Here is a 16,619-nt window from a genome sequence, read left to right as displayed (position 1 = left end):
GATTCAGTGAAGCGATTTCCCATGTACCACGGGCTTCACCCGGTCTACCAGAGGTAGCTCTATGACCCTTCGTATCGCAATCAATGGCTTTGGCCGCATTGGCCGCAACGTCCTTCGCGCACTCTATACCCAAGGCTACCGTCAGGACCTGCAGGTCGTCGCGATCAACGATCTGGGTGACAGCGCGATCAATGCGCACCTGCTCAAGTACGACAGTGTTCATGGCATCTTTGCTGCCGATGTCGAGTTCGATCACGAAAGCCTGACCGTCAATGGCGACCGCATTGCCGTCAGTGCCATCCGCAACCCGGCCGAGCTGCCGTGGAAGGCCGAAGCCATCGATGTAGTGTTCGAATGCACCGGCCACTTCACCGACCGCGCCAAGGCAACTGCTCATCTTACTGCCGGAGCGCGCAAAGTCATCATCTCGGCACCGGCCAAGGGCGCCGACGCGACGATTGTCTATGGGGTCAACCACGACATTCTGCGCCCCTCGCACCAGATCATCTCCAGCGCCTCGTGCACCACCAACTGCCTGGCGCCAATTGCCCAGGTGCTGCATCGCGAGCTGGGCATCGAGCAGGGCTTGATGACCACCATCCACGCCTACACCAACGACCAGAGCCTCACCGACATCCACCACAGCGACCCGTTCCGCGCCCGCTCGGCGACCCAGTCGATGATCCCGAGCAAGACCGGTGCGGCCGAAGCCGTCGGCCTGGTGCTGCCGGAGCTGGCGGGCAAACTCACCGGCATGGCGGTGCGGGTGCCGGTGATCAACGTGTCGCTGGTCGACCTGACCGTCAACCTCAGGCGCGACACCAGCGTCGAAGAGGTCAACAACCTGTTCAAGGACGCCAGCCGTCACTCCAAGGTCCTCGGTTACAACAGCCTGCCGCTGGTGTCGTGCGACTTCAATCACAACCCCTTGTCGTCGATCTTCGATGCCAACCATACCCGCACCAACGGGCGAATGCTCAAAGTGCTGGCCTGGTATGACAATGAGTGGGGGTTCTCCAACCGCATGCTGGATAACTGCCTGGCGTTGTGTAACGCGCAGTAGGAGCGAACCAATACTTGACCAATTCGCTTATGATAAGCATTATCATTCGCTTCGCATTGGTCAGGTATCGCTGTGAGTCAGTCCCGGTTCAACACTGTATTCCTCGCTCAGCGGGTCAGCCTGCTGCGCACGTTACAGCGCATGGTCGACAACCCCAGCACCGCCGAAGACCTGCTGCAGGAGACCTACCTGCGCGTTTCCCGGGCACTGGGCGAACGGCCGGTCGAGCACCTTGAACCTTTCGTTTTCCAGACCGCCCGCAACCTGGCCCTCGACCACTTGCGCGCGCGCCGGGCGCAATCGCGCAACCTGGTTGACGATGTGCCCGAGCAGGTTTTGCACAACGTCGCCGCGCCCAGCAGCAGCGCCGAAGACGCCACCCACGCCGAGCAACTGCTCAAGCGCCTGAGCGTCAGCCTCGGGCAGTTGACCTCGCGGCAACAACGGATCTTCATCCTCAGCCGCCTGCACGGCGCCAGCTACCTGGAAATTGCCGAACAGCTCAACGTTTCGGCCAGCACGGTTCAGAAGGAACTGAAACTGATCATGGCGATCTGTGTTGGCGTGGCCAATCGTCTGAACCGCGATTGACCCTGGCTTGCCACCTGCGCCGTTACGCTTGATCATTAGCAGCATTACAAGACCACCCAGGATTTTCCGTGACCGAAAGCGCCCCTGACCGCCCTTCGCCGCCAGACCCGGCTGCCTGCGACAGCGCCATGGACCAGGCGCTGGACTGGTTGATCCGTCTGCAATGCGCCAGCGCCGAAGACACCCGCGCCTTCGAAGCCTGGCTGGAAGCAGATCCAGCCAATGCCCAGGCCTATGTCGAAGCCGAGGCGCTGTGGCAAGGCGACACCGTGCGCCAGGCCGCCAGCCAGATCGCCCAGACTTACCGCCCTTCGCGCCTGGCGCGCTTGCGCCCGCACTGGAAGCCCCTGGCTGCGGCAGCGGTGCTGCTGATCGGGGTGTTTACCGTCGGTAACCTGCCGCTGCGCCTGCAGGCTGATCACCTGACCGTGGTCGGTGAGCGCCAGCGCCTGCAGCTTGAGGACGGCTCCAGGGTTCTGCTCAACACCAACAGCGCATTCTCCAGCGACATCGATACCCGCCAGCGCGTCGCCCGTCTCTACCAGGGCGAAGCGTTCTTCGAGGTGCCCGCCGGCCGTAACCAGCCGCTGGAATTGCAGGCAGGCCCGCTGCGCGCCAGTGTGCGCGACAGCGATTTTGCCGTGCGTTACCTCGATGGCGAAGCCCAGGTGCGGGTGCAACGCGGGGATGTCGACCTGCAGGCCAGCAGCGATCAGCGCATTCGCCTGTCCAGTGGCGACAGCATTCGGGTCGGCCCCAATGGCTTCGGTGATCGCGAACGCGTCGATCCGCAAAAAGACCTGGCTTGGGTCCAGGGTCGCCTGATCTTTGAAAATTGCCCGCTGAACCAGGTGCTGGCCGAACTGCGCCGCTACTACCCGGGCCTGATCATCTCCGGCAACGAGCGCCTGGAGCAGGTCGCGGTCACCGGTAACTACCGCCTCGACCAACCCGTGGAAACCTTGCGAGCCCTTGCCCACATTACTTCGGCGCAGCTGCACGAGTTCCCCGCCGTGGTCATTCTTAACTGACTGGAAAGTTTTTTTACGCGATCCCCTGAGGCGATACGTCTCGTTATAGCCAATGCAACTGATTCTTATTTTTGAATCAACCAGCACCTATAACATTCGCGCGACAGGGAGCGCTTTCGATGCCAACCGGTTTCACTCGTCGGTCTTCAGACACCCCACGTACACCTGGCCTGCAGCGCTGCACGCTCTCCCTGTTGACCCTGGCCATGCTCGCCAGCGGCGCCTGCAGCCTGCCGGCACTGGCCGCCGAGCCGGCCCAGGCCAGCGCCCCGCGCATGGGTGACTATCGCTTTGCAATTGGCCAGCAGCCGCTGGTGTCGGCGCTCAACGCCTTTACTGCGGTGACCGGCTGGCAGGTCGGGCTGTCGGCCGAGCTGGCAGAGGGCGTCGCGTCGCCAGGCGTGCAGGGCTCGCTGAAACCGGAGGCCGCCTTGCAGCGCCTGCTCGCTGGCACCGGCCTGAAATACCGTACGCTCAGTGCTGGCAATGTAGTGCTCGAGCGCAGCAGCTCCAGCGCCATCGCCCTGCAGCAGATCACTGTTACTGCCACTCGCAGCGCCCAGGACATCAGCCAGGTGCCGAGCACGGTCTCGGTACAGACCCGTGAGCAGCTCGACCGCCAGAACGTCAACAACATCAAGGAACTGGTGCGTTACGAGCCAGGCGTATCGGTGAGCGGCACCGGCCAGCGCAGCGGCCTGAATGGTTACAACATTCGCGGTATCGACGGTGAGCGCGTACTGACCCAGATCGACGGCGTGTCGATTCCCGACAGCTTCTTCTTCGGCCCCTATGCCCAGACCCAACGCAACTACGTCGATCCAGAGATCGTCAAGCGCGTGGAAATCCTCCGCGGCCCGGCGTCGGTGCTGTACGGCAGCAACGCCATCGGCGGTGCGGTCAGCTACTTCACCCTCGACCCGGACGACATCATCAAGCCCGGCCAGGACGTCGGCGCGCGCCTGAAGACCGGTTACAGCTCAGCAGATGACAGCTGGCTGAACTCGGCCACCGTTGCCGGGCGCCAGGGTGATTTCGACGGCCTTTTGCACCTGAGCCAACGCAATGGCCATGAGACCGAGTCCTACGGCAGCCACGGCGGCACCGGCCTTGAGCGGACCGAGGCGAACCCTGAAGACGTGCGCACCACCAACATCCTTGCCAAAGCCGGCTGGAACTATGCCGACGACGCGCGCCTGGCCTTCACCTACGAGAACTACAAGGACGACCGCGACCTGGATCAGAAGAGCTCGGTGGGCGGGCCTTTCATCCCTGGCTTCGGTGCCATGAACTCCTACCGCGATCGTACCGGCAACGACACCGTGACCCGCGAGCGCTTCGGCATCAACCACGAGTTCGCCTTGGGCAGCCTGTTTGCCGACAACATGAAATGGAGCCTGAACTATCAGATCGGCAAGACTGACCAGCGCACCGAAGAGCTCTATGTTGCCGGGGGCCGCCAGGTCTTCCGTGATCGCCAGACCACTTACAAGGATCGCCAGTGGGTCTTCGATGCCCAGCTGGACAAGGCCTTCAGCATCGGTGAGACCGAACACCTGCTGACCTATGGCACCACCCTCAAGCAACAGAAAGTCACCGGCTCGCGCAGCGGCACCGGTACTTGCCTGAACGTCGGCGGCACCTGTAGAGCCATCGGTGCCGACAGCCCGCGTGATGGCCAGGTACTGGTCAGCGATTTCCCGGATCCGACGGTCAACACCTACAGCCTGTTCGCCCAGGACGAGATCCGCTGGAACCAGTGGACCTTCCTGCCGGGTGTTCGCTACGACTACACCCGGCTCAAGCCGCACATGACCGACGAGTACCTGCGCGGGGTCGAAGCCTCGAGCACCGACCCGGTTGACGATAGCGAGAAGAAGTGGCACCAGGTTTCGCCCAAGTTCGGCCTGACCTATGCGTTCAACGACAACTACACCTGGTATGGCCAATACGCCGAAGGCTTCCGTACGCCGACCGCCAAAGCACTCTATGGCCGCTTCGAAAACCCGGGCCTGGGCTACAGCGTCCGTGGCAACTCCAACCTGGAGCCGGAAACCAGCAAGAGCTACGAAACCGGTCTGCGGGGCAACTTCGATGCCGGTAACTTTGATGTGGCGGTGTTCTACAACAAGTACCGCGACTTCATCAACGAAGACGCCGTACAGGGCAGCAACCTGGGCCAGACCTTCGAGGCCAACAACATCAAGCACGCCATCATCAAGGGTGCCGAATTCAAGGGCCGCCTGAACCTGGATGCCTTTGGCGCACCACATGGCCTGTACACCCAGGGCTCGCTGGCCTATGCCTACGGCCGTAACGAGGACACCGGCCAGCCGCTCAACAGCGTCAACCCGCTGACCGCAGTGATGGGCCTGGGCTATGAGCAGGAACAGTACGGCGGTCTGCTGAGCTGGACCCTGGTCAAGCGCAAGGATCGGGTCGACGACACCACCTTCTTCGCGCCCGACGGCACCAGCAAACAATTCCGCACGCCGGGTTACGGGGTGCTTGATCTGACCGGTTACTACAAGGTCACCAACGACATCACCGTCAACGCCGGCCTGTACAACCTGACCGACAAGAAATACTGGCAATGGGATGACGTACGCGGCTACGACGGCCTCGGTGAAGCGGCTGTCACCTCACCCGCCAACCTCGACCGCCTGACCATGCCTGGCCGAAACTTCGCCATCAACCTGATCTGGGACATTTAAAAAGCATCGCGGGGCAAGCCCGCTCCTACAGTGGGAGCGGGCTTGCCCCGCGATGGGGTGAGGATTTTTTACTGTCGCACGTCACCTTGTTCGTCTAGTCACTAGACACGCCCATTTCGCAAGGAATCACCATGACCGCCGCAACCACCACCGAACGCGCCAGCCTGCGTTCGCAACGCCTGAACCAGCTGACCCATGCCCCGCATACCGAGCTGGATGCCCTGGTCAAATCCCACGCACCGTTCGAAACCCGCGAAAGCTTCGCTCGCTTCGTCGTTGCCCAGTACCTGTTCCAGAACGAACTGAAGGCGCTGTACACCAACCCCGAGCTGATCGCCATCGTTCCGGACCTGGCCGAACGCTGCCGCGCCGAACAGGCCGGCCTCGACCTGGCGGACCTCAACACCGAGATCCCCGCCGACTTCGCCGGTGCCGTGCAGAACCCGAGCCTGGGTGAGGCCATGGGCTGGATCTTCGTTTCCGAAGGTTCCAAGCTCGGCGCGGCGTTCCTGATCAAGCGCGCGGTGGGCCTGGGCCTGTCCGACAGCTTCGGCGCCCGCCACCTGGGCGAACCGGCCGGTGGCCGTGCCGAAGGCTGGAAGCAGTTCACCCGCATCCTCGACAGCCTGGAGCTGAGCCCTGAAGAAGAGGCCAAGGCCGAGCAAGGCGCCGTGGCTGCATTCGAGCGCTTCACCGAACTGCTCAAACACGCTTACGCGACTGCGCCTAAAGCCGAACTGGCCTGATGCGCCGCACCCGGTTACCCTCGTGGTAACCGGGCCTTCCCCGTGCTACCGACGACGCCATGACCCGCCCTTCTGCCTCGAAACTCTCTCGCGTGTTGTTTGGCCTTCTGGCCTACGTCAGCCTGGCCATCGGCCTGGTCGCCATCGTCGTGCCCGGCTTGCCCACCACCGAGTTCATTCTCCTCGCCGCCTGGGCCGCGACCCGCAGTTCACCGCGCCTGAGCGCCTGGCTGGAAAACCATCGACTGTTCGGCCCGATCCTGCACAACTGGCGTAATGGCAAAGTCATCCAGCGACGCGCCAAACTCAGCGCCACCGTCAGCATGCTGCTGTGCGCCAGCCTGATGCTGGTGTTCCTTGAACACCGCTGGCCGGTATTTCTTGCCATCGGCGGCATGGCGCTGGGCAACCTGTGGATCTGGTCACGACCAGAAGCCGCGCCCTTGAGCCTCGCCGACCGCTCATCGGCAAGCACTCATGGTTAACGCTATAAAGCCGATGCCCTGATATCGCTAAATGGATGTGGCGAATCGAACCTTTCTCCCGGTTCGGTCCCCTTCTGGCCTGTCTTTAGCGAGTACGTCCATGTTCGACACGCTCTCCATCCGCCTGAAAATCGTCCTGCTCTCCGGCCTTTGCCTGCTCGGCGTGGTCGCACTGGTCGTCGGTATCAACCTCTATCAATCACAGCAGAGCGATGCGCTGGTCGGCGAAGCCAGCACCACCATGCTTACCCGTAACGTCCAGGCGCTGCTGCAGGCCCGCGCCGGGGAAAAAGCCGAATTGCTGCGGCGTACCTTCAGCGACAGCCAGACCGTCATCATCGCCCTCGCCGATCAGGTCCAGGACTTGCAAAAGCTGGCCCGCGAGCGTGGCCTGAGCGCAGGCGATCTACGCGAGGCGATCAACCAGAACCTGGCCACCAGTTTCAAACGCAACCCAAAGGTGCTCGGTATCTGGCTGGCGTTCGAACCCCAGGCCTTGGAAGGTGACGACAGCGCCTTCGCCAACGATGCCAAGCACATGGGCAATGAAAGCGGTCGGTTCGCCAGCTACTGGAGCCGGGCGCAAGGCGAGTCGCTGAACACTGTGATCAGTGATACCGACCTGAACAAGACCGACATCAACCTCAGCGGCACGCCCTACAACGTCTGGTACACCTGCTCACGCAACAGTGCCCGCCCTTGCCTGCTCGAACCCTACTCCGACACCGTCGGCGGCAAGCAGGTGCTGATGACCAGCATCACCGTGCCACTGCTGCAAAACGGCAAGGTGATCGCCATTGCCGGTGTGGACATCTCCCTCGATACACTCCAGGCCGCTGCCGCCAAGGCCCAGCAGGAACTGTTCAATGGCGCCGGACATCTGCTGATCGTCGCGCCTAGCGGACTGCTGGCGGCCAATAGCGACGATGCCGCCAAGGTCGGCAAAAACATCGGCCAGACCCTCGGTCTGGAAGGCCAGCAGGCCGTGCAGAAACTCGCCGCCAACCAGCCGCTGATCCTTGAGCAGGGCGAAACCATCCGCGCCCTTACCCCTGTGCAGCCGACTGCCGACAGCAAAGCCTGGGGCATCGTCATCGACTTGCCCAGGCAGGTGCTGCTGGCGGATGCCATCAGCCTGCAAGACACCCTTGAGCAGGCCCGCACCAGTGGCACCCTCAAAGTGGTGCTGTTCGCCACCCTGGCCGGTCTTGGCGGCCTGCTGCTGATGTGGCTGACCGCAACCGGCGTGACCCGTCCGCTCAATACCGTGGCCAGCATGCTCGAAGACATTGCCAGCGGTGACGGCGATCTCACCCAGCGCCTGCGCTACGCCCGCCAGGACGAACTGGGCCGCCTGACCTCAGGCTTCAACCGCTTCCTCGACAAGCTGCAGCCGACCATCGCCCAGATCAAGCAGAGCATCACCCAGGCCCGCAGCACTGCAGACCAGTCTTCGGCCATTGCCCAGCGTACCAGCGAGGGTATGCAGGTGCAGTTCCGCGAAATCGATCAGGTCGCCACCGCTTCCAACGAGATGAGCGCCACTGCCCACGACGTCGCCAACAGCGCCGCCAGTGCCGCCGACGCCGCACGCGGCGCCGACCGCTCGGCCAAGGACGGGATGGCAATCATCGAGCGCAGCACCCGCGATATCACCTTGCTGGCCGATGAGGTGAGCAAAGCCGTGACCGAAGTCGAAGTGCTGGCGCAGAACAGCGAAAAGATCGGCTCGGTGCTGGAGGTGATCCGCAGCATCGCCGAGCAGACCAACCTGCTGGCGCTCAACGCGGCGATCGAAGCGGCCCGCGCCGGTGAAAGCGGGCGTGGCTTTGCCGTGGTTGCCGACGAAGTGCGCAACCTGGCCCGGCGCACCCAGGATTCGGTCGAAGAAATCCGTCAGGTGATCGAGCGCATCCAGAGCAACACCCGCGAGGTGGTGGCGACCATGCATTCAAGCCACGGCAAGGCCCAGGAGAACGCCGGACAGATCCACCAGGCGGTCGAAGCCCTGGACCGGATCAGCGAGGCGGTCACGGTCATCAGCGACATGAACCTGCAGATCGCCAGCGCCGCCGAACAGCAAAGCGCAGTGGCCGAGGAGGTCAACCGTAACGTCTCGGCGATCCGTGGGGTGACCGAGACGTTGACCGGGCAAGCCGCTGAATCGGCCCAGGTGAGCAGCCAGCTCAATACCCTGTCGTCGCAGCAGATGGCGCTGATGGATCAGTTCAGGGTTTGAGCGGTTGGCTCAAGGTGGTCGATCAGTAACTCAGGTCGACCTTGCCGGCTTTCACCGTATGCTTGCCATCAAGGAAGGTGAACTTGAATTCAGCCTTGAATGTTCGCCTCTCCTTGTTCCACTCGACCGCCTTTAGGCCATCGTGTTTGGCCAACAAAAGCTCTTGGCCTCTTTTGAAGAACCCAATGTAATTTTCAGGGGTTGTATTGGAAATACGCAGCATAACCCCTTGTACACTGGGTTCCGGGCCTTCAATGGTTTGCCAGGCCAACAGCTGGTGAAAACCGGCCCCCTCGCCTTCCGGCACAAAGGAGATGTTGGAGGCCTCAAACAATCCGTAGTTCGGGAATACTGGTGGATCCACGGTGGCCGACACTGTGCCTGTTCCAGCCTTGATGTCCTTCAGATCGCTCAGCTCGCCGAACTCTAACGTCAACCCCCCGCCCGTGATCGTGTACTTATCCTCTATTCTGTAAATACCGCTGAACTCGAAGTTAAAGGTCACAGAGTGCTTGTCATTACCCCACTTAAAACCGGACAGCTTCCCATTGTCAGCAGGCCCTCCATTAGCAGTACCTGCCTTTTGGTCGATGAAGTGAACTCGGATACGTTCCGACCCAGGGTCACCAGGCAAAATGGGGTGCTCGCCGTCGGGGGTATTACAGGGGATTCTCAGGAAGATCGCTTCAAATGATTCTTCGTCACCTTGCTGCGCCCAAATGTGAAGCTCATGGTTCAACTTGTAAACATCAAAAAAGGTAGCGTTGAATTCCCCGGCCGGTAAGCCCGGCCGAGTCAGTTTCGCGGTGACACTACCGGTGGCCGGGGCGTTTTTTTGTGTCCTTTCAGCGATTGTCATGAGCGTTCTCGCAAATCGTCGTTTAGCAATGGTCACCCAACATGGCGACCGCCTGAGACCCGACGTTAGGCGTTCGGCTTCTACTCTCACAACTGGCAAAAATGCTAGGTAACCATTGACCAAACATGTGCTACTACAGGCTCAACAGCCCGCTGTAGAGGGCGTAAGCCGCCACTCCCGCGCCCACCAGCACGGCCACAAAAATAAGCTTCTCCCAATGGGTAAACAGCGCCTGCCCCTGCTCATGCTTGGCCCGGGCAAACAGGATCACCCCCGGCGCATACAACAAGGCCGAAAGCAGCAGATACTTCAAGCCGCCGGCATACAGCAGCCAGACCGCGTAGACCAGGGCAACCCCGGCGATCAAAAAATCCTTGCGCCGCCGGCCGGCATGACCTTCATAAGTCTCGCCGCGCACCGCCAGCAACACCGCATACGCCGCCGACCACAAATAAGGCACCAGGATCATCGACGAAGCCAGATAGATCAGGCTGGTATAAGTGCCGGCCGAGAACAACGTGATCAGCAAGAACAGCTGAATCATGATGTTGGTCATCCACAGCGCGTTGGCTGGCACGTGGTTGGCATTTTCCTTGGCCAGGAAACGCGGCATGGTCTGGTCGCGGGCGGTGGCAAAGAGGATCTCGGCGCAGAGCAAGGCCCAGGACAACAAGGCGCCGAGCAACGAAATCGCCAGGCCGATGCTGATCAGCAAAGCGCCCCAGGGGCCGACGATATGTTCCAGCACCGAGGCCAGTGACGGGTTCTGCAGCGCCGCCAGTTCCGGCTGGGTCATGACCCCCAGCGACAGCACATTGACCAGCACCAGCAAGGCCAGCACACCTATGAAGCCGATCACCGTGGCCTTACCCACGTCCGAGCGCTGCTGCGCCCGGCCTGAGTAGACACTGGCGCCTTCGATACCGATGAACACGAACACGGTCACCAGCATCATGTTGCGCACCTGATCGAGCACGCTGCCAAATTGCGGGTTGCTCAAACCCCAGATATCACGGGTGAAGATATCGGCGCGAAACGCCACCGCGGCAATGACGATGAACATCACCAGCGGCACGATCTTGGCCACGGTGGTCACCTGGTTGATGAACGCCGCCTCCTTGATTCCGCGCAGCACCAGAAAGTGCACGGCCCACAGCAGCAACGAAGCGCAGGCAATGGCGATCGGCGTGTTGCCCTCGCCGAACACCGGAAAATAAAAGCCCAGGGTGCTGAACAACAGCACGAAGTAGCCAACGTTGCCCAGCCAGGCACTGATCCAGTAGCCCCAGGCGGACGAAAAACCCATGTAGTCGCCGAAGCCGGCCTTGGCGTAGGCATACACCCCCGAGTCGAGCTCCGGTTTGCGATTGGCCAGGGTCTGGAACACGAAGGCCAGGGCCAGCATGCCCACCGCCGTGATTCCCCAGCCGATCAGCACCGCACCCACGTCGGCACGGGCGGCCATGTTCTGCGGCAAGGAGAAAATCCCGCCGCCGATCATCGAGCCGACCACCAGGGCGATCAACGCCCCCAGGCGCAGTTTTTGTCCAGATTCGGACATGAAATTCCCCTTTCTGTCTTGTCTTTGTAACCTCAGAGGCACACCCTGAGTTAAATATATGCACAGTCTAGGCGTTTATAGATATTCCGTCTTTAAAACTATAGCCATCATAACTATGGCGTCTATGCCAGACATACTAAATGGTGAGTTTTGTGCACTATTCCCGCCCCCACAAGTAAATAAGAGAAAATCTCGTCAAAAATTTGCGAAAGCTGTGAAACGGGCTAGCTTCATATCTCGCAGGCTGTCTGAGCGAATGCTCTAAACACCATGGAGGTGCCTGTGCACGAGGCTTGCAGCAGTGCCATCGGCATACTCCGGGGGAGCTCTTTCAGTCAAGGACAGCAACGGATTGCCCTATTAACTGACCTGAATCAGCTTATGAATACGTCGCTGGATTTACTCTAGCGTCATCTCTTCTCCTGATACGGAGTTATTCGATGTCAGACGCTCCCGGAAAACTACGACTTGGTGCCCTTGTCGCACTTGTAGTCGGCTCTATGATCGGCGGCGGGATCTTTTCGCTGCCACAAAACATGGCTGCCAGTGCTGATGTAGGCGCTGTTCTGATCGGTTGGGGAATCACCGCCATCGGTATGCTGACCCTGGCCTTTGTGTTCCAGACCCTGGCCAACCGAAAGCCGGATCTGGACGGCGGGGTGTATGCCTACGCCAAGGCCGGATTCGGCGATTACATGGGCTTCTCGTCCGCCTGGGGGTACTGGATCAGTGCCTGGCTGGGCAACGTCGGTTACTTCGTCCTGCTGTTCAGTACCCTGGGCTACTTCTTCCCGATCTTTGGCGAGGGCAACACCCCGGCCGCCATCATCGGCGCCTCGGTATTGCTCTGGGCCGTGCACTTTCTGGTGCTGCGCGGGATCAAGGAAGCGGCCTTCATCAACCTGGTCACCACCGTGGCCAAGGTCGTGCCACTGGCGCTGTTCATCCTGATCGCCGTGTTCGCGTTCAAGCTGGACATCTTCACCGCTGACATCTGGGGCACCATGAACCCGGACCTGGGCAGCGTGATGAACCAGGTGCGCAACATGATGCTGGTCACCGTCTGGGTGTTCATCGGTATCGAGGGCGCGAGCATCTTCTCGGCCCGGGCGGAAAAGCGTTCGGACGTGGGTAAGGCCACTGTCATCGGCTTCATCACCGTGCTGCTGTTCCTGGTCCTGGTCAACGTGCTGTCGCTGGGCATCATGACTCAACCCGAGCTGGCCAAACTGCAGAACCCGTCGATGGCCGCCGTGCTTGAGCACGTAGTCGGTCACTGGGGCGCGGTGCTGATCAGTGTCGGCCTGATCATCTCGCTGCTCGGTGCCCTGCTGTCCTGGGTACTGCTGTGCGCCGAGATCATGTTCGCCGCCGCCAAAGACCACACCATGCCGGAGTTTCTGCGCCGCGAGAACGCCAACCATGTGCCGGCCAATGCCTTGTGGCTGACCAACGCCATGGTGCAGATCTTCCTGGTCATCACCCTGTTCTCGGCCAGTACCTACCTGTCACTGATCTACCTCGCCACCTCGATGATCCTGGTGCCTTACCTGTGGTCGGCGGCCTATGCCTTCCTGCTGGCATGGCGTAGCGAGACTTATGAACAAGCCCTGGCCGAACGCAAGAAAGACCTGATCATCGGCGGTATCGCCCTGGTCTACGCGATCTGGCTGCTGTACGCCGGTGGCGTCAAATACCTGCTGCTCTCGGCCCTGCTCTATGCCCCTGGCGTGATCCTGTTTGCCAAGGCCAAGCGCGAGGTCGGCCAACCGATTTTTACCAACGTGGAGAAGCTGCTTTTCGCCGCCGTGGTTATTGGCGCCCTGGTGGCTGCCTATGGCCTCTACGACGGCTTCCTGACTCTGTAACCCCCGTATTCGCAACTTGGAGGAAATAACCATGTCCACGGAAAAAGTTAAGTACGGCGTACATTCCGAAGCCGGCAAACTGCGCAAAGTGATGGTCTGTTCCCCTGGCCTGGCGCACCAGCGCCTGACGCCGAGCAACTGCGACGAGCTGCTGTTCGACGACGTCATCTGGGTCAATCAGGCCAAGCGCGACCACTTCGATTTCGTCACCAAAATGCGTGAACGCGGCATCGAAGTGCTGGAAATGCACAATCTGCTGACCGATATCGTCGCAAACCCTGAAGCGTTGAAATGGATCCTCGACCGCAAGATCACCCCGGATACCGTCGGTATCGGCCTGCAAAACGAAGTGCGCAGCTGGCTCGAAGGGCTTGAGCCACGCCATCTGGCCGAGTTCCTGATCGGCGGTGTCGCCGGTGAAGACATGCCTGAAAGCGAAGGCTCCGGCGTCATCAAGATGTACCGCGACTACCTGGGCCACTCCAGCTTCCTGCTCGACCCGCTGCCCAACACCCAGTTCACCCGTGACACCACCTGCTGGATCTACGGCGGCGTGACGCTGAACCCGATGTACTGGCCAGCGCGACGTCAGGAAACCCTGCTGACCACCGCTATCTACAAGTTCCACCCTGAGTTCACCGGCGCCGACTTTGAAGTCTGGTACGGCGACCCGGATGTAGAACACGGCAAAGCCACCCTCGAAGGCGGCGACGTCATGCCAATCGGCAACGGCGTAGTGCTGATCGGTATGGGTGAGCGCACTTCGCGCCAGGCCATTGGCCAACTGGCGCAAGCGCTGTTCGCCAAAGGCGCGGTGGAAAAAGTCGTAGTCGCCGGTCTGCCGAAATCCCGTGCAGCGATGCACCTGGACACCGTGTTCAGCTTCTGCGATCGCGACCTGGTCACGGTCTTCCCGGAAGTGGTCAAGGAAATCGTGCCGTTCGTCATCCGTCCAGACAGCAGCAAGCCGTATGGCATGGACGTGCGCCGCGAGAACAAGACCTTCATCGAAGTGGTCGCCGACTCTCTCAACCTGAAGAAACTGCGCGTCGTCGAAACCGGCGGCAACAGCTTCGCTGCCGAACGCGAGCAGTGGGATGACGGCAACAACGTGGTGGCCGTGGAGCCTGGTGTGGTCATCGGTTATGACCGCAACACCTACACCAACACCCTGCTGCGCAAGGCTGGTGTCGAAGTCATCACCATCAGTGCCGGCGAACTGGGCCGCGGTCGCGGCGGCGGTCACTGCATGACCTGCCCAATCGTTCGCGACCCTATCGACTACTAAAACGACCATCAACCCGGCCGCACCTACCCGGTGCCGGCCGGGCCGATCACCGAATCCAAGGAGAATCATCATGGCGTTCAACATCCACAACCGTAACCTGCTGAGCCTGGAACACCACACCCCTCGCGAGTTGCGTTACCTGCTGGACCTGTCCCGCGACCTGAAACGTGCCAAGTACACCGGCACCGAGCAGCAGCACCTCAAAGGCAACAACATTGCGCTGATTTTCGAGAAAACCTCGACCCGCACCCGTTGCGCTTTTGAAGTAGCCGCCTACGACCAGGGCGCCAACGTCACCTACATCGACCCTAACTCCTCGCAGATCGGCCACAAAGAAAGCATGAAGGACACCGCACGGGTCCTCGGCCGTATGTATGACGCCATCGAGTACCGTGGCTTCAAACAGGAAATCGTCGAAGAGCTGGCCAAGTTCGCCGGCGTCCCGGTGTTCAACGGCCTGACCGATGAATACCACCCGACCCAGATGATCGCTGACGTACTGACCATGCGTGAGCACGCCGACAAGCCGATCCACGAGATCAGCTACGCCTACCTGGGCGACGCGCGCAACAACATGGGCAACTCGCTGCTGCTGGTCGGCTCCAAACTCGGTATGGACGTGCGTATCTGCGCGCCGAAAGCGCTGTGGCCACACGACGACCTGGTTGCCCGCTGCAAGGGCTACGCCGAAGAAAGCGGCGCTCGCATCACCCTGACCGAAGACCCTAAAGCAGCGGTCAAGGGCGTTGATTTCATCCACACCGACGTCTGGGTGTCGATGGGCGAACCGGTTGAAGCCTGGGCCGAACGTATCCAGCAACTGCTGCCGTACCAGGTCAACGCCGAGCTGATGAAAGCCACCGGCAACCCACGGACCAAGTTCATGCACTGCCTGCCAGCGTTCCACAACTCCGACACCAAGGTCGGCAAACAGATCGCTGAACAGTATCCACACCTGAAAAACGGCATCGAAGTCACCGACGACGTGTTCGAATCACCAGCCTGCATCGCCTTCGAGCAAGCGGAAAACCGCATGCACACCATCAAGGCAATCCTGGTTTCGACCCTCGCCGACCTGTAATCCATTCAGGAAGCACACCCTCACTTCTGTGGGAGCCGGCCTTGCCGGCGATGGCATCGGCGCAGTATCCACTACTGCGCGGTGCCTGCATCGCTGGCAAGGCCAGCTCCCACACAAGCTTCGCTTCCAATGCTAAAAGGACATCATCATGCGTATCGTTGTTGCATTGGGCGGTAACGCCCTGCTGCGCCGTGGCGAACCCATGACTGCGGACAATCAGCGCGCCAATATCCGCATCGCCACCGAGCAGATCGCCAAGATCCATCCGGGCAACGAACTGGTCATCGCGCACGGCAATGGCCCGCAAGTCGGCCTGCTGTCGCTGCAGGCGCAATCCTACAAGCCGGATGAAGCCTACCCGCTGGACGTCCTCGGGGCTGAAACCGAAGGCATGATCGGCTACATCATCGAGCAAGAGCTGGGTAACCTGCTGGCCTTCGAAGTGCCGTTCGCCACCCTGCTGACCCAGGTTGAAGTCGATGGCAAAGACCCGGCTTTCCAGAAGCCGAGCAAGCCGATCGGGCCGGTTTACGCCAAAGAAGATGCCGAGCGTCTGGCCGCAGAAAAAGGCTGGGCGATTGCCCCGGACGGAGACAAATTCCGTCGCGTGGTAGCCAGCCCTCGACCAAAGCGGATTTTCGAAATCCGTCCGATCAAATGGCTGCTGGAAAAAGGCACCGTGGTGATCTGCGCCGGTGGCGGTGGCATTCCGACCATCTACGACCAGAGCGGCAAGGTCCTCAGTGGCGTAGAGGCGGTGATCGACAAAGACCTGTGCTCGTCCCTGCTCGCTCAGCAGCTGGAGGCAGATCTGCTGGTCATTGCCACTGACGTCGACGGCGCTTACATCGACTGGGGCAAACCTACCCAGAAAGCCGTCGCCGAAGCGCATCCTGACGAACTTGAACGCCTCGGTTTCGCCGCCGGCTCCATGGGACCGAAGGTTCAGGCCGCGTGCGAATTTGCCCGGGAAACCGGCAAGGTCGCGGTCATCGGTTCACTGGCTGATATCGAAGGAATCGTCCAAGGTACCAAAGGCACCCGTGTCACTACGGCCAAGCCTGGAATAAGCTACCGTTGATGCAGTTGGGCG

The 16,619-nt window shown here is 60.8% G+C and carries 13 protein-coding genes and 1 pseudogene; 12 read left to right on the top strand and 2 right to left on the bottom strand.

What is annotated here, in order from left to right; all coding sequences use genetic code 11:
• The first annotated feature begins 61 nt into the window (after positions 1-61).
• The 8 genes and pseudogenes from gap to AC07OF_RS03875 all read left to right on the top strand — a co-directional run bounded on the left by gap (position 62) and on the right by AC07OF_RS03875 (position 8,869).
• Complete coding sequence (gene gap / locus AC07OF_RS03910; RefSeq protein WP_157193918.1) at positions 62-1,063, top strand: type I glyceraldehyde-3-phosphate dehydrogenase; 1,002 nt, start codon at positions 62-64, stop codon at positions 1,061-1,063.
• A 72-nt stretch (positions 1,064-1,135) separates the two neighbouring features.
• Positions 1,136-1,654, top strand: coding sequence for an RNA polymerase sigma factor (locus AC07OF_RS03905; protein WP_157193920.1), 519 nt, complete (start codon positions 1,136-1,138; stop codon positions 1,652-1,654).
• 68 nt (positions 1,655-1,722) lie between these two features.
• Positions 1,723-2,685, top strand: coding sequence for a FecR domain-containing protein (locus tag AC07OF_RS03900; protein ID WP_422421373.1), 963 nt, complete (start codon positions 1,723-1,725; stop codon positions 2,683-2,685).
• A 119-nt stretch (positions 2,686-2,804) separates the two neighbouring features.
• The gene (locus tag AC07OF_RS03895) at positions 2,805-5,399 is read left to right on the top strand and encodes a TonB-dependent receptor (protein WP_476445950.1); all 2,595 of its coding nucleotides are present in this window, start codon (positions 2,805-2,807) and stop codon (positions 5,397-5,399) included.
• Between the two features lie 131 nt (positions 5,400-5,530).
• A complete protein-coding gene (locus AC07OF_RS03890) occupies positions 5,531-6,145 on the top strand; it encodes a biliverdin-producing heme oxygenase (protein WP_038614293.1) in 615 nt (204 codons plus the stop codon).
• Positions 6,146-6,204: 59 nt separating this feature from the next.
• Positions 6,205-6,630, top strand: coding sequence for a YbaN family protein (locus tag AC07OF_RS03885; protein WP_157193926.1), 426 nt, complete (start codon positions 6,205-6,207; stop codon positions 6,628-6,630).
• A gap of 31 nt (positions 6,631-6,661) precedes the next feature.
• Positions 6,662-8,011 (top strand): annotated as a pseudogene (locus AC07OF_RS03880) (methyl-accepting chemotaxis protein); the annotation flags it as partial.
• Between the two features lie 102 nt (positions 8,012-8,113).
• A complete protein-coding gene (locus tag AC07OF_RS03875) occupies positions 8,114-8,869 on the top strand; it encodes a methyl-accepting chemotaxis protein (RefSeq protein ID WP_410457952.1) in 756 nt (251 codons plus the stop codon).
• Positions 8,870-8,891: 22 nt separating this feature from the next.
• Here the strand turns inward: AC07OF_RS03875 and AC07OF_RS03870 are convergent, their stop codons facing one another.
• Both AC07OF_RS03870 and arcD (AC07OF_RS03865) read right to left on the bottom strand, forming a co-directional pair.
• Positions 8,892-9,728: a hypothetical protein gene (locus AC07OF_RS03870; RefSeq protein ID WP_476445952.1), complete on the bottom strand. Its 837-nt coding sequence runs from the start codon at positions 9,726-9,728 to the stop codon at positions 8,892-8,894.
• A gap of 133 nt (positions 9,729-9,861) precedes the next feature.
• Positions 9,862-11,289 carry an arginine-ornithine antiporter gene (arcD, locus tag AC07OF_RS03865; protein WP_495072585.1) on the bottom strand — a complete coding sequence of 476 codons (1,428 nt, stop codon included), beginning with the start codon at positions 11,287-11,289 and terminating at the stop codon, positions 9,862-9,864.
• A gap of 440 nt (positions 11,290-11,729) precedes the next feature.
• Here arcD (AC07OF_RS03865) and arcD (AC07OF_RS03860) point away from each other — a divergent pair, with 440 nt between their 5' ends.
• The 4 genes from arcD (AC07OF_RS03860) (at position 11,730) to arcC (ending at position 16,607) form a co-directional block, all read left to right on the top strand.
• Positions 11,730-13,157 carry an arginine-ornithine antiporter gene (arcD, locus tag AC07OF_RS03860; RefSeq protein ID WP_157193934.1) on the top strand — a complete coding sequence of 476 codons (1,428 nt, stop codon included), beginning with the start codon at positions 11,730-11,732 and terminating at the stop codon, positions 13,155-13,157.
• Positions 13,158-13,188: 31 nt separating this feature from the next.
• The gene (gene arcA, locus AC07OF_RS03855; protein WP_157193936.1) at positions 13,189-14,445 is read left to right on the top strand and encodes an arginine deiminase; all 1,257 of its coding nucleotides are present in this window, start codon (positions 13,189-13,191) and stop codon (positions 14,443-14,445) included.
• 70 nt (positions 14,446-14,515) lie between these two features.
• Positions 14,516-15,526 (top strand): ornithine carbamoyltransferase, encoded by a 1,011-nt coding sequence (locus AC07OF_RS03850; protein WP_038614310.1) that lies wholly within the window; start codon positions 14,516-14,518, stop codon positions 15,524-15,526.
• Between the two features lie 148 nt (positions 15,527-15,674).
• On the top strand, positions 15,675-16,607 hold the full coding sequence (arcC, locus tag AC07OF_RS03845) for a carbamate kinase (RefSeq protein ID WP_038614312.1): 933 nt from the start codon (positions 15,675-15,677) through the stop codon (positions 16,605-16,607).
• The last annotated feature ends 12 nt before the right edge of the window (positions 16,608-16,619 follow it).

It is taken from the genome of Pseudomonas sp. GW821-FHT10B02 (assembly GCF_059415665.1).
Note: the sequence above shows the minus strand (reverse complement) of the source record. Positions and strands in the feature narration are given on the sequence as shown.

Excerpts from the sequence above, each read along its gene's own strand:
- gap (WP_157193918.1), top strand. The coding sequence starts at position 62 with ATGACCCTTCGTATCGCAATCAATGGCTTTGGCCGCATTGGCCGCAAC.
- AC07OF_RS03895 (WP_476445950.1), top strand. The coding sequence starts at position 2,805 with ATGCCAACCGGTTTCACTCGTCGGTCTTCAGACACCCCACGTACACCT.
- AC07OF_RS03890 (WP_038614293.1), top strand. The coding sequence starts at position 5,531 with ATGACCGCCGCAACCACCACCGAACGCGCCAGCCTGCGTTCGCAACGC.
- AC07OF_RS03885 (WP_157193926.1), top strand. The coding sequence starts at position 6,205 with ATGACCCGCCCTTCTGCCTCGAAACTCTCTCGCGTGTTGTTTGGCCTT.
- AC07OF_RS03875 (WP_410457952.1), top strand. The coding sequence starts at position 8,114 with ATGCAGGTGCAGTTCCGCGAAATCGATCAGGTCGCCACCGCTTCCAAC.
- AC07OF_RS03870 (WP_476445952.1), bottom strand. The coding sequence starts at position 9,728 with ATGACAATCGCTGAAAGGACACAAAAAAACGCCCCGGCCACCGGTAGT.
- arcD (WP_495072585.1), bottom strand. The coding sequence starts at position 11,289 with ATGTCCGAATCTGGACAAAAACTGCGCCTGGGGGCGTTGATCGCCCTG.
- arcD (WP_157193934.1), top strand. The coding sequence starts at position 11,730 with ATGTCAGACGCTCCCGGAAAACTACGACTTGGTGCCCTTGTCGCACTT.
- arcA (WP_157193936.1), top strand. The coding sequence starts at position 13,189 with ATGTCCACGGAAAAAGTTAAGTACGGCGTACATTCCGAAGCCGGCAAA.
- AC07OF_RS03850 (WP_038614310.1), top strand. The coding sequence starts at position 14,516 with ATGGCGTTCAACATCCACAACCGTAACCTGCTGAGCCTGGAACACCAC.
- arcC (WP_038614312.1), top strand. The coding sequence starts at position 15,675 with ATGCGTATCGTTGTTGCATTGGGCGGTAACGCCCTGCTGCGCCGTGGC.